Source organism: Frondihabitans sp. OV104 (assembly GCF_057787745.1).
In genome coordinates this window covers 2,551,687-2,564,176 of record NZ_CM173541.1, presented here as the reverse complement: position 1 = coordinate 2,564,176, position 12,490 = coordinate 2,551,687, and the positions used below count along the sequence as shown (strand labels likewise).

Annotated in this window: 11 protein-coding genes; 5 read left to right on the top strand and 6 right to left on the bottom strand. The window is 72.4% G+C overall.

The annotated features are described in order from the left end of the window. Positions 1–118 precede the first annotated feature (118 nt). The 3 genes from AC3CBB_RS12025 to AC3CBB_RS12015 all read left to right on the top strand — a co-directional run bounded on the left by AC3CBB_RS12025 (position 119) and on the right by AC3CBB_RS12015 (position 3,675). Positions 119–766, top strand: a complete 648-nt coding sequence (locus tag AC3CBB_RS12025) for a dihydrofolate reductase family protein (RefSeq protein ID WP_488624747.1) — start codon at positions 119–121, stop codon at positions 764–766. Positions 767–982: 216 nt separating this feature from the next. Then, positions 983–3,031 (top strand): GMC oxidoreductase, encoded by a 2,049-nt coding sequence (locus AC3CBB_RS12020; RefSeq protein WP_488624746.1) that lies wholly within the window; start codon positions 983–985, stop codon positions 3,029–3,031. A gap of 77 nt (positions 3,032–3,108) precedes the next feature. Beyond that, a complete protein-coding gene (locus AC3CBB_RS12015; RefSeq protein ID WP_488624745.1) occupies positions 3,109–3,675 on the top strand; it encodes a TetR/AcrR family transcriptional regulator in 567 nt (188 codons plus the stop codon). 326 nt (positions 3,676–4,001) lie between these two features. Here AC3CBB_RS12015 and coaBC read toward each other — a convergent pair whose 3' ends face one another. Continuing rightward, on the bottom strand, positions 4,002–5,279 hold the full coding sequence (gene coaBC, locus AC3CBB_RS12010) for a bifunctional phosphopantothenoylcysteine decarboxylase/phosphopantothenate--cysteine ligase CoaBC (protein WP_488624744.1): 1,278 nt from the start codon (positions 5,277–5,279) through the stop codon (positions 4,002–4,004). Between the two features lie 44 nt (positions 5,280–5,323). Between coaBC and AC3CBB_RS12005 the strand changes: the two genes are divergently transcribed. Continuing rightward, positions 5,324–6,070, top strand: coding sequence for an NRDE family protein (locus tag AC3CBB_RS12005; RefSeq protein WP_488624743.1), 747 nt, complete (start codon positions 5,324–5,326; stop codon positions 6,068–6,070). Between the two features lie 99 nt (positions 6,071–6,169). On the opposite strand, the gene AC3CBB_RS12000 is transcribed toward AC3CBB_RS12005, so the two are convergent. The 3 genes from AC3CBB_RS12000 to AC3CBB_RS11990 all read right to left on the bottom strand — a co-directional run bounded on the left by AC3CBB_RS12000 (position 6,170) and on the right by AC3CBB_RS11990 (position 8,352). Beyond that, positions 6,170–6,640, bottom strand: coding sequence for a hypothetical protein (locus AC3CBB_RS12000; protein ID WP_148061160.1), 471 nt, complete (start codon positions 6,638–6,640; stop codon positions 6,170–6,172). A 79-nt stretch (positions 6,641–6,719) separates the two neighbouring features. Further along, positions 6,720–7,331 carry a nucleoside deaminase gene (locus tag AC3CBB_RS11995; protein WP_488624742.1) on the bottom strand — a complete coding sequence of 204 codons (612 nt, stop codon included), beginning with the start codon at positions 7,329–7,331 and terminating at the stop codon, positions 6,720–6,722. A 142-nt stretch (positions 7,332–7,473) separates the two neighbouring features. After that, on the bottom strand, positions 7,474–8,352 hold the full coding sequence (locus tag AC3CBB_RS11990) for a GAF domain-containing protein (protein WP_488624741.1): 879 nt from the start codon (positions 8,350–8,352) through the stop codon (positions 7,474–7,476). Positions 8,353–8,996: 644 nt separating this feature from the next. Between AC3CBB_RS11990 and AC3CBB_RS11985 the strand changes: the two genes are divergently transcribed. After that, positions 8,997–9,881: a helix-turn-helix transcriptional regulator gene (locus AC3CBB_RS11985; RefSeq protein ID WP_488624740.1), complete on the top strand. Its 885-nt coding sequence runs from the start codon at positions 8,997–8,999 to the stop codon at positions 9,879–9,881. A gap of 56 nt (positions 9,882–9,937) precedes the next feature. On the opposite strand, the gene AC3CBB_RS11980 is transcribed toward AC3CBB_RS11985, so the two are convergent. Next, positions 9,938–11,374 (bottom strand): DHA2 family efflux MFS transporter permease subunit, encoded by a 1,437-nt coding sequence (locus tag AC3CBB_RS11980; RefSeq protein ID WP_488624739.1) that lies wholly within the window; start codon positions 11,372–11,374, stop codon positions 9,938–9,940. After that, the gene (locus AC3CBB_RS11975) at positions 11,371–12,402 is read right to left on the bottom strand and encodes a LacI family DNA-binding transcriptional regulator (protein ID WP_488624738.1); all 1,032 of its coding nucleotides are present in this window, start codon (positions 12,400–12,402) and stop codon (positions 11,371–11,373) included. The genes AC3CBB_RS11980 and AC3CBB_RS11975 overlap by 4 nt, the downstream gene beginning before the upstream one ends. Positions 12,403–12,490 lie beyond the last annotated feature (88 nt).

Here is a 12,490-nt window from a genome sequence, read left to right as displayed (position 1 = left end):
TCCCGACAACGAGACAGAGTGCGAGAAGGTTCAGTCCGCTCGACGGATCGGCGCGACGGAGTCGGCGGCGGCGCGGGCGGCGGAGCTACGCTGGCACCGAACCGACCGAGGGAGCCCCATGAGCGCCGTCCGCATCCACAATTTCGCCGTCTCGCTCGACGGGTTCGGCGCTGGAGCCGACCAGAGCCTCGAGGCCCCGTTCGGCCACGCCGACGGGCGGCTGATGGGCTGGTTCACGGGCACCCGGACGTTCCGGGCCATGCAGGGCGCCGAAGGCGGGACCGCCGGCGTCGACGACGCGTTCGCCTCGGCGTGGGGCACCGGGATCGGCGTCGAGATCATGGGCCGCAACAAGTTCGGCCCCCAGCGCGGACCCTGGACCGACGACGAGTGGACGGGCTGGTGGGGCGACGAGCCGCCGTTCCACACGCCGGTCTACGTGCTGACGCATTACCCGCGCGAGCCGCTGGTCATGGAGGGCGGCACGACGTTCCACTTCGTCGACGCGACACCGGCCGAGGCGCTGGCCCAGGCGACGGCGGCGGCGGACGGCCTGGACGTGCGCATCGGCGGCGGCGTGGAGACGGTCCGCGAGTTCCTGCGCGCGGATCTCGTCGACTACCTGCATCTCGTGATCGTGCCCATCGTGCTGGGCCGGGGCGAGCGCGTCTGGGACGACCTGGAGGGGCTCGAGGGGCGCTTCGACGTCGAGAGCGTCAGCTCGCCGAGCGGCGTGACGCACGTCGTGTTCACGCGCCGGGTCTGACTGGCGCGGCTGACCCCGCCGGATCGGCTCGTCCCCGCCGTTCTGCCAGCGGAATCGTGCCGATTCGGCGGGGGCCGGCGCGCACCCGCTGAATCGGCGCCAGCCCGCCGGACGACGGCCGCCGAGAGCAGCGCAGCTCGGGCGGCGGAGACCCCTTGCGCTAATTTTTAATGGTGATAAATTAACGGCACGCAGGAACTCGACGGAGAGGCTCCCATGACCGACATCACCGCATTCGCAGAGGCCCACGCCGCCCGGCTCGACGAGCTGATCGACGCGGTGGTGCCCTCCGACGACTTTCCGTCCGGAGCCGAGGCCGGAGGCCGAGAGTTCCTGCGCCGGGTGCTCGCCGAGAGGCCGGAGTGGGTCGCGCGCGTCGAGGGGGTGCTCGCCGAGGGCGAGGCCTCTGCCGACTGGGACTGGTTCGCCGAGCTCGTGTCGGGCGGCTACTACGCCGATCCTGACAACGGCGGCAACGACGGCGCGCGCTCGTGGCAGATGGTCGGCTGGAGCCCCGACCCGATCGGCGGCTGGAGCACGGCGGTGCCGGTGGCCGAGGCGCCGAAGACGGTGGTGCACGCCCGCGATCTCGACGACCGCTACGACGCGATCGTGATCGGCTCGGGCGCCGGGGGAGGCGTCGCCGCGTGCGGGCTGGCCGAGGCCGGCCGGCGCGTGCTGGTCGTCGAGGCGGGGGCGTGGCCCGGGATCGCCGAGCTCGCCGCGGACCACATCCGCAACCCGCGCTCCGACTGGGGCCTCGCGCCGCTGTCGGGTCCGTCCGACTCCGGCAACCCCCGGATCGGCAACCGCGGCGACCTCCTGCGCCCGTCGAATCCCGCCTGGGGCAACAACGCGTTCACCGCGGGCGGCGGCACCCGCGTCTACGGGGCTCAGGCCTGGCGGTTCGGGCCCCGCGACTTCACGATGGCCTCGACGTACGGCGTGCCGGAGGGCAGCTCGCTCGCGGACTGGCCGATCGGCTACGACGACCTCGAGCCGTACTACGGGCGCGCCGAGCGCGAGGTCGGCGTCTCGGGCGGCGACTTCGACGGACCCTGGGCGGGGCCGCGCAGCACCCCGCTGCCGATGGGCCCGGTCGGGTCGGGGCCCGCCCGCGCACGCCTCGCGGAGACCGCCCAGACGCTCGGCTTCTCGACCGTCCACGTGCCCCTCCTGATCAACACGCGCGAGTACCTCGGCCGCCGCGCCTGCGAGCAGTGCGGCCTCTGCGTCGGCTTCTCGTGCCCGGTCGATGCCAAGAACGGCAGTCAGAACACGATGCTCACCCGCGCCTTCGCGACCGGCAACGCCGCGATCGTGCTCGAGACACGGGCGAGCAGGATCCGCACCGACGCGGCCGGCCACGTCGTAGGAGTCACCCTCGTCGGCACCTCCGACGGCGTGGACTGGACGCGCGACGTCGACGCCGCCGAGATCGTCGTCTCGGCCGGCGCCACGGAGTCGGCCCGCCTCCTGCTGAACAGCGCGCACGAGCACGAGCCGAACGGGATCGGCAACAACCGCGACCAGGTCGGCCGCCACCTGCAGGGCCACGTCTACGGCGGCGCGTTCGGCATCTTCGACGAGCCGGTCGAGGACGCTCTCGGGCCCGGTCCGTCGATCGCGACGACCGACTTCCGGCACGACACCGGCGACGGCCGAATCGGCGGCGGCATCATCGCCAACGAGTTCGTCGCGACGCCCTCGAACACGTACCGGTACCTCACCGGAGCGGGTCTGCTCGCCCGCGCCGGAATCGAGAGCAAGCGCGGCATGCGCGACCTCTACCGGCGCACCATGCGGCTGATGGGTCCGATCCAGGAGGTCACGTCGGCGGAGGCGCGCGTGCGCGTCGACCCGTCGGTCGTCGACCGCCACGGCGTCCCGGTGGCGCGGATCAGCGGCAGCGTGCACGCCGAAGACGTCCGGGCCCGCGACTTCACGAGCGGCATTAGCGGCGAGTGGCTGCGCGGAGCGGGCGCGACGTCGGTGGTCGAGCTCAGGTCGCCGATCGACGGGCCGAGCGTCGGCCAGCACCAGGCCGGTACCGCCCGCATGGGAGACGACCCGGCGACGAGCGTCGTCGATCCGTTCGGGCGCGTGTGGGGCCACGACAACCTCCGCGTCGTCGACGGCTCGGTTCACGTGACGAACGGCGGCGTGAACCCCGTGCTCACCATCTTCGCGACGTCGCTGCGGAGCATCGAGCAGATGGCGGGCGGCTGGGTCTCGCCCCGGGAGCCCGAGCTCGCGGTCTCGTGAGGGGGCTCGAGCTGTGAGTCGGACTGCCGTGCGCCGGATCGCTGTGAGTCGGGTGGCCGCGTGAGCCGGGTGGCCGCGTGAGCCGGCCGGGCACGTACGCCAAGGGGGCGGCGAAGCGGCTGGAGATCCTGGAGGCTGCACACGCGGTGCTCGCCCGGGAGGGGTACCGCAACTCGTCGCTGCGGTCGATCGCGCGAAGCCTCGGGATGGAGCCCGCGCACATCCTGTACTACTTCGGCAGCCGCGAGGAGCTGCTGCGCGAGGTGATCGAGCGGTGGGACGCCGACTCCCGACGCGCCCATGAGTCGCTCGACGCGCTCGACGGGTTCGCGGAGGCCGTGCGGCGCAATGTCGGGATCCCGGGGATCGTGCACACCTACCTCACGTTCGCCGCGGAGGCCGTCGACCCGGCCCACCCCGCCCACCAGTACTTCATCGACCGGTTCGAGAGGACGCGGGCGGAGCTCAGCGCCGCGATCGCCGCCGGACAGGTCGCCGGCACCCTCCGGGCCGCGCTCGACCCCGACCGCACGGCGCGGACGCTGATCGCCGTCTCGGACGGCCTGCAGCTCCAGGCGCTCGTCGACCCGGGCGTCGACGCGGTCGCCGACATGGCGGCGGCTATGGCCGACCTGCGGGTCTAGGCGGCGCCGCGCTGCGTCTGCCGCGGCGCGCCGGGCCGGCGTGTGCCCGCGGTGTCGGGGTGGTGGCCCCGCCGGATCGGGTCGTGCCCGCCGTTGTGTCGGCGGGGTTGTGCCGAATCGGCGGGGCGTGGGAAGCGCCCGCAGGATCGGCCTGGCCCCGCGGGGCCGGCGTGTGCCCGCAGTGTCGGGGTGGTGGGCCCGCCGGATCGGGTCGTGCCCGCCGAAGGTCTGGCGGGGTTGGGCCGAATCGGCGGGGTTGAGCCAACGCCCGCCGGAACGGCTCGGGCCCGCCGAAACGGCACGGGCGCCACGCCGCGAGCCGGCGTCTAGGCCGACGGCGAGGGCTCCCCGGCCCCGCCGACCCCGGCCCCGCCGCCACCCCGCACCCGCACCACCTCGTCGAGCACCGCGTCCGCGACCGCGCGCTTCGACCCCGCCGACTCGGCCACGACCGAGCCCGCGCCGTCGAGCACGACGACGGTGTTGTCGTCCGACCCGAAGCCGGCCGCCCATCCGACGAGGTTGACCACCAGCAGGTCCGCGCCCTTGCGGGTCGCCTTCGTGCGGCCGAGCTCGAGCAGCTCGTCGCGGGTGGGGGCGGTCTCGGCCGCGAATCCGACGACGGTCTGCCCCGGACGGCGTGCCGCGGCGAGCCCGGCCAGGATGTCGGGGTTCTTCACGAGGCGGAGGGTGAGCTCGTCGCCCTCGGCGTCCTTCTTGATCTTCGTCTCCGACACGCTTGCTGGGCGGTAGTCGGCGACGGCCGCGGCCATCACGACGACGTCGGCGATCTCGGCCGCGCTCTCGACGGCGAGAGCCATCTCGGAGGCGGTGGTCACGTCGATAACAGCAAGGCCCGCGACGTCGACCTCGCCCGCCAGGTGCGCGGCGACGAGCGTCACCTGGGCGCCGCGCGCGAGGGCGGCCCGGGCGAAGGCCACGCCCTGCTTGCCGCTCGACCGGTTGCCGAGAAACCGCACCGGGTCGAGCGGCTCGCGCGTGCCCCCGGCCGAGACGACGACGCGCAGGCCGTCGAGGTCGCGGGCCGGCACCGCCGGCGCAGCGGATGCCTCGAGCACCCCCAGCGCCGCCGCGACGATCTCGTCCAGCTCGCTCATGCGGCCCTCGCCGACGTCGGTGCCGGTCAGAGCGCCGCTCCCGGGCCCCACCACGACGACGCCCCGCTCGCGCAGTGTCGCCACGTTGGCCCTGGTCGCCGGATTCGACCACATCTCGGTGTGCATGGCCGGCGCCACGACGAGCGGCGCCCGCGAGGCCAGCACGGTCGTGCCGAGGAGGTCGTCGGCGAGGCCGGCGGCGAGCTTGGCCAGGGAGTTCGCGGTCGCAGGGGCGACGACGATCAGGTCGGCGGCCTGGCCGAGCGCGACGTGGCGGACAGCGGCGACGTCGTCGTAGAGCGAGGCGGTGACCGAGTTCCTGCTGATCGCCTCCCAGGTCGGAAGCCCGACGAAGCGCAGCGCCGCCTCGGTCGGGACGACGTGCACGTCGTGGCCGGCCGTGACGAGCAGGCGCACGACGCCGACGGCCTTGTAGGCGGCGATGCCTCCGGTGATCCCCACCACGATGGTCTTGCTGTCGGTCATGACCGTCTCACCTTCGTCGAAGCGCACACCTCTATCCTGTCCGAGTGTGCACCGTCGTCATCGGGTTCGATCCCGCGGCCGCCTGGCCGGTCGTGCTGCTGGGGCTTCGCGATGAAGAGGCGTCTCGCGCGTGGGATCCTCCCGGCCCCTGGTGGCCGCACCTCGGCGACGGGATCGTCGGCGTCCACGACCGCGAGGCGGGCGGCGCCTGGCTTGCCGTCAACGAGTCGACCTCGCGCGCATCCGTGGTGCTGAACCGGCACGAGCCGGTGCCCGTCCCGTTCGGCGGCTACGTCTCGCGCGGCGTGCTGCCGCTCGAGTCGGTGACCACGGGGGCGCAGGAACTCCGCGACCCCGACGCCGACCTCCCCACGACGCGCGCCTTCAACCTCGTCGATCTCGCCCCCGACTCCGTCTCCTTCACCCGGTGGGACGGCGCCCGCGTCGAACGGCACGACCTCGGGCCCGGCGTGGACATGATCACGCACGAGGGCCCGGATGTGCCGTCGGTGGCCCGCGAGCACCGGTGGCTGCCGGAGTTCCGCGCCGCTGCCCGCCCCGACGGACCCGCCGCCGAGCCGACGTGGGAGCCGTGGCTCGACGTGCTGCGGGCCAGCGCCGTGCTCGCGCCGACCGACGACGAGGCGCTCTTCCGCCGCGACGAGGCCGAAGGGCACGTCTACGAGTCGCTGTCGGTCACGGCGCTCGCCGTGCGTCCGGGGGAGGCGTCGCTGCGTCACGCGCGCCTTGCCAGCCCCGGCCATCTCGCCGAGACGCTCGCCTGGCGCTAGACCGTCGCGAGTTGCCCACATCTGGGCGAACGCGCCGCCGGTCTCCCCCGATCGGGGACTCTCGCGCGTGCGAGATCGAGGCCGACGGCGCCAGCCGGTCTACGCGCAGCGCACGGCGGCGAGGCCGGCCAGCGAGAGCACGTTGACGGTGACGGCGGCGCTGGTGGCGGTCCAGTTCGACGACAGGTTCGTGCGCACGCGGATCGGCTGGTTCAGACCGAGGGCGAGGAGGCCGCCGCCGGCGAGGACGACCGTGCGGGTGGCTCCGGGGACGGTGGTGGTTCCTGCGCCCACGAGCACGTCGAAGCCCGTCGGCGTCGCGCCGCTGTACGTCCACGAGATGGTGACCGTGCTGCCGTCGGCGTTGTTCGTGCAGGTGACACCCGTGGCGGCAGTCGCGGTGGCGGTGCTGAAGGTGCCGGTCGCGGCCCCGGAGTCGCTGAAGGCGGCCTGCGTGTCGACCAGGCCGTGGCCCGTCACGCCGAGCGTCACCGCGACTCCGAGGGCGAGCGCGACGATGGCCAGGCGCACGCCCGCTGGGCGCCCCCGGTGTCGCGTGCTTTCGGACATCGCCGACTCCTGATCCGTGGCCGTGCGCTGGTGAGGCGCGGGCCGTGACCTCCATTGTCACCGGATCGGGCGGAAACCTCTAGCCTTCGTCGCTTTGACCCCGGGCGTTGTAGACGAGCACGCCGCCCGCGTCGACAGCCTCCCGGTACGCCCGGAACACCGCCAGCGCCTCGTCGCGGAGCACGTTCTGCGTCACCGTGATGCCGCGCGACTCGAACTCCTCGGCCCAGTCGGCGGTCAGGGGGCCCTCGTCGAACGTCGAGATCTCCTCGAGCTCGGGGCCGGATCCGGCGACGAACAGCGACGTGATGCCCGACCACATGGCCGAGCCGTAGCACTGGATGCACGGGCGCCAGTTGACGACCAGCTCGTGCTCGGGGAGGCCGGAGCCGCCGAGATCCCACGACCCGAGCGCCTTCTGCGCGAGGCCGAGCGCCATTCCCTCCGCGTGCGCCGAGCTGATGCCGCTCGCCAGCACGACGTTGACGCCCACCGACACCAGCCGACCCGATTCGCGCTCCACCACGATCGCTGCGAACGGCCCGCCGTTGCCGCGCCTCCAGTTCTCGTCCGCGAGCGCGTTGACGAGGCCCATCCGCTCCTCGGGCGACGGCAGGAACTCGGGTACGTCGGCCACGGCGTCGTCGATCCAGTGCGGCAGGGCGAGGGTGAACTCGGATTCGATGGGCATGGCGCGAGCGTAGCCACCGCATGTTTCGGGGTCGTGTCAGGCCGACCTCGGCGGCGACGCGATCCCGCGCCAGCTCGGCGCGAGCGTGTTCCGCTGACGCCGGTCAGGGCCTCGGTCTCGGGTCAGCTTTCTCCGTGCTGGGCTAGAGGTGGCGTCCGGTGCGGGACTCCTTCAGCGTCGCGTTCAACTGCGTGGTCAAGATGTCGGCCAGGCCTTGCAAGATCTCGACCTCCTGGTCGCTCCAGTGGCGGGGTTCGTGATCGATGGCGCAGAGCGCTCCCACCGCGTGCCCTTCCGTGGTGATGAGAGGTATCCCGGCGTAGGCCGCCCAGTTGCTCTCCGAGACCGAGGGGCTGCTCTGAACGAGAGGGTGTCTTGCGGCGTCGTCGATGACGAGGGGCTGCCGGGAGGTGATGGCGTACTGGCAGTAGGAGTGCTGCAGGGGTGCGTGTCCTTGCGCGGCCCAGGGCTCGGGGACGCCGATCTGACTGGCGTAGACCTGCCTGTCGTTCTCGATCAGGGTCACCATGGACACCGGGGCGCCGAGCATGTCCGAGGTCAGCTTCGTGAATCGGTCCAGGTCGACGTTGCCGGCCGTGTCCCGGCGGAGCGATGCGACCGCGGCGAGCCGCTCGCTGTCGCCCAGCACCGAATTGGGGGCTCCGGTCAGAGAACCCCTCGTCAACCCCAGCTGAGTACTGACGGCGTTTCGCAACATGACGTCCGTCACCGGACCGGTGACGACCCGGGTTGCGCCGGCCCGGTCGGCGGCGACTGCGGCCTCGGGAGTGTTGGCGATGACGAAGACAGGGATGTCGGCGGTGTCGGGCAAGGAGAACAGCCGTCCGACCAGTGCGAGCCCGAACGGGTGGGTCATGGAGTGGCCCAGGACGACGAGGTCCGGTTGCGCCTTCACGATGGCAGTGGTGGCTTCGAAGGGGCCGTCTCCCACCATCACCTCGAACCCGTACGGCAGCAGCGCCTGGATGGCGTCCCGCCGGGTACTCGCGTCGCTGTCCACGAGGAACACCCGGCCGCGTGACTTGTCCAGAGGCGGGAGGCCTGGCGCGGATGCTGAGGTCAGCGTTGACGACATCACGAACAACTTTCTCTGGGTGAGGCGTCGAGGCGTCGAAGCGTCGAAGCGTCGGGGCTCCGGGGCGGACCGGGTGTGACCCGGTAAGCCAGCATCTCCTGGCAGGCTCCGAACGGTCACACCCCGAATAGGGGCCGTGATCATTCGAACCCCGCTCCAGCTAGATGATCTAAGGGAATCGGAATACCGGCCCCCCTCGGTTTGGGGATAACCACCAGAGGCATCTCTGCGAGAACTGGCTGAGAGCACACCGGACGGTAGCGAGCTCGACCATCACTCACGGCCCTCCGTTGAGGCAGGGCAGCGGGTCAGGCGGACCCCGAACGTGTCTTTGGCCAGGGCGGCGAGGTGGGCGATGGGGGCGGGGTGGCTTTGACCCGAATCAATGCCGCCCCGCCTGGAGTCGGACCGTGGGGTACAACTCCCGCCGGGAGAGACCCTCAACCAGCGTGGCTGAGACGGTAACCGGACTCTCGCGCGGGTGCCCGATATCTCTGTCGTCGCCGAGACAACGCAGAGGGTACCGCCAGAGCCTCCCATCGGAGCGCAAAGCGCCGTACCGTCGATGCATGGACATCACGACGGAGATCCGCGAGTTCCTGGTCACCCGCCGGGCGCGCATCACACCCGAGCAGGCGGGGCTGCCCGTGTTCCAGGGCCACCGCCGAGTGCCGGGCCTGCGCCGCGAAGAGGTCGCGATGCTCGCGGGCGTCAGCGTCGACTACTACGTGCGGCTGGAGCGCGGCCACCTCAGCGGCGTCTCGGAGGGCGTGCTCGAGGCGCTCTCGCGCGCCCTGCAGCTCGACGACGTCGAGCGCATGCACCTGTTCGACCTCGCCCGCACGGCGAACGCCTCCGTCGGAACCCGGCGACCTGCGACGTCGAACCGCATCCGGCCGAGCGTGCAGCGGCTGCTCGACGCGATCGGCGCGCCGGCCTGGGTGCGCAACAACCGCACCGACTTCCTCGCGTCGAACGTGATGGGCCGGGCGCTCTACTCGCAGATCTTCTTCGACCCCGCGCGGCAGGCCAACTCGACCCGCTTCGCCTTCCTCGACCCGCGCGCCGTCGACTTCTGGCCCGACTGGGACCGCATCGCGAGCGACAGCGTCGCCACGCTGCGTCAGGAGGCCGGGCGCAACCCGTTCGACAAGGGGCTCACCGACCTCATCGGCGAGCTGTCGACGCGCAGCGAGGCGTTTCGCGTGCGCTGGGCGGCCCACGACGTGCACCAGCACCGAGCCGGCATCAAGCGGATGAACCACCCCGTCGTCGGCGAGATGGAGCTGACGTACGAGGCGATGGAGCTGCGGCAGGATCCCGGCCTCACCCTCCTCACCTACACGGCCGAGCCCGACACCGTGTCGGCCGACCGCCTCCGGCTCCTCGAGTCGTGGGCCGCGTCCGAAGACGTCGCAGCCCGCGCCGTCGCGGCCGTCGAGCCTGCCTCCTGACACCGGTTTCGCCGGCGGACTCCGGCGATCGTCGGTGTCCGCGCGCCAAAGCGGTGTCACGGAGCGCGGTGTACCCAGCGAGCGGCGGGCGCTCGGCGCAGCCGCCAGAACGCCAGCACGGCCGCGAGCCCGGCCCCGATGACGGCGACCCAGAGCACGCCGCTCGACGCCGACGCCTGATCGGCGAGCGACGTGGCGCCGGTCAGCACCAGCGCCATGCTCACCGCCCCGGCGCCCGCCGACTGCGCGATCGTGCGATTGATGTTGAGCATCCCCGCGGCCGGGCCCGACATCCGGGGCGTGGCGGCGTCCATCATGTCGCGGTTGTTCGGCGCCTGGAACACGGCGAACCCGAAGCCGGTGAAGGCCGTGCAGAGCAGCACCTGCCAGATCGGCGGGTGGTCGCCGAGCAGCGCCAGCGAGAGCAGCCCGAGGGTGAAGAGCGCGAGCCCGATGGTGGCCATCAGCGTGGGCGAGAAGGAGTCGGCCACGCGGCCGGCGATGGGCGCGACGATCACGATCACGAGCGGCCACGGCGTGAACAGCAGCGCCGATTCGAGCGGGGTCGCGTGGTACGCCGTCTGGAAGAGGAACGGCAGGGCCACGAACGCGACGCCCTGGCCGAAGAACGACCAGAAGGCGGCGAGGACCGCGAGCACGAAGCGGCCCGAGAACATCGAGGGCGGCAGCACCGGGGCGACGGCGCGCTTCTCGTGCCGCAGGAAGAGCGTCGCGAAACCAGCGCATCCGGCGAGCAGGACGCCGGCGAGCCAGACGGTGGAGTCGTCGGCGAGCTGGTGGACGCCGAGCAGGAAGCACGCGATGGCGGAGCCGCCGGTCAGGGCGCCGACGAGGTCGAACGCGCTGCGGGCAGGCGGCGTGTGCGGCAGGGCCACGAGCACGAGCACGCTCGCCAGGGCGCCGATGGGCACGTTGATCAAGAACAGCCACGGCCACGACAGGTTGGCCAGGATCACGCCGCCGAGCGCGGGGCCCGCCGAGATGCCGAGCGCGACGATCATCGCGTTCAGGCCCAGGATCGACCCCAGCCGCGCCGGCGGAAAGAGCTGGCGGTAGGTGGGGATCACCACGGCGAACAGGAGCGACGCGGCCGCGCCCTGCAGCACGCGGCTCGCCACGAGCGCCTCCAGCGACGGCGACAGCGCGCAGAAGAGCGACGCCAGGGTGAAGACCGGCGTGCCGATCAGGAACAGGCGCTTGCGGCCGAGCTGGTCGGCGAGGCCGATCGCGAGCGGCAGGCAGCACGCGACGGCGAGCAGGAACGCCGTGGCCACCCACACGGCGTCGCCGGCGGTGACGTGCAGATCGCCGGCGAGCTGCGGCAGGGCGACGTTCACGATCGACGCGTCGATGTTGGCCATCAGCATCGAGAGCAGAAGGCCGACGAGTGCGACGGTGCGCCGGGCGGCGCCGATCTCGAACGTGCCCGAGACGCCGCCGGCGACGGGGATCGGCGTGGTCGAGGTGCTCACAGCGCGGCCTCCGCGGAGACGAGGGCGCGGCAGCTGCCGCGGTCGATGAACTCGGCGGGCAGGTCGACGACGCGCGGGGCCGTGGGAGCCGTGCCGCGGAGGCGGCCGACGACGAGCTCGACCGAGTGGAACGCGAGCTGGTCGAGCGGCTGGCGCACGGTGGACAGCGGGGGGTCGAGCAGTTCCAGCCACGGATTGTCGTCGAACGCGATGACAGAGAGGTCGGCAGGAACTCGGGTGCGCAGCTGCCTCAGCCGCAGCAGCGCACTCTGCACCTGCGCGGTGTTCGCCACGATGAGGGCTGTGGGTGGGGCGTCCAGGCCGAGCAGATCGCCGACGGCATCCGCTCCTCCCGTGCCGCGGTAGGGCACATGCCGCAGCAGCTCGGCGCCGACCGGGACGCCGGCGGCGCGGAGTGCGTCGACGTGGCCGTCCTGCCGCTGGCGGCCGGCGGACGTGTGCCCGGGGCCCGAGATCATGCCGATGCGCCGGTGACCGAGGTCGAGGAGCCGGCGGGTGGCGGTCGCCGCGGCCTCGGCGTTGCGGATGCTGACGCTGTCGGCGCCGTCGACCTCGTCGACGGTGCGACTGACGAAGACGAGCTCGATGCCGCGGTCGGCGAGCTTGCGCCACTGCTCGGGGTTCTCGCCGGTGGGGGCCGCGATGACGCCGCCGACGGAGCGGTCGAGGAGGGAGGTCAGCAGATCGGCCTCGAGGTAGGGGTCTTCCTGGGTCGTCATCAGGACGACCTGTATGTCATGCGCGCGGGCCTCGGTGGCGATGCGGTCGGCGAGCCGGGCGAAGAACGGGTTCGTCACGTCGGGCACGAGGAGCGCGACCGACAAGGCGAGGGAGCGGTTCAGGTCGCGGGCGGCGGCCCGCGGGCGGTACGACAGCGCCTCCATTGCGTCTACGACCCGCTGCCGGGTCTCGAAGGCGACGGGCCCGTCGTTCAGGACGCGGGAGACGACCGAGACGGAGACGCCGGCGTCGCGGGCGACGTCGCGGATGGTGGCGGGCTTGATCACCTGTCGATGGTACAAAAATGGAACCGGTACCACAATGCGGCAGGTGTCGAACAGGGGGTGGCCGACGGGTGGCACCCCCGCCGGGGGC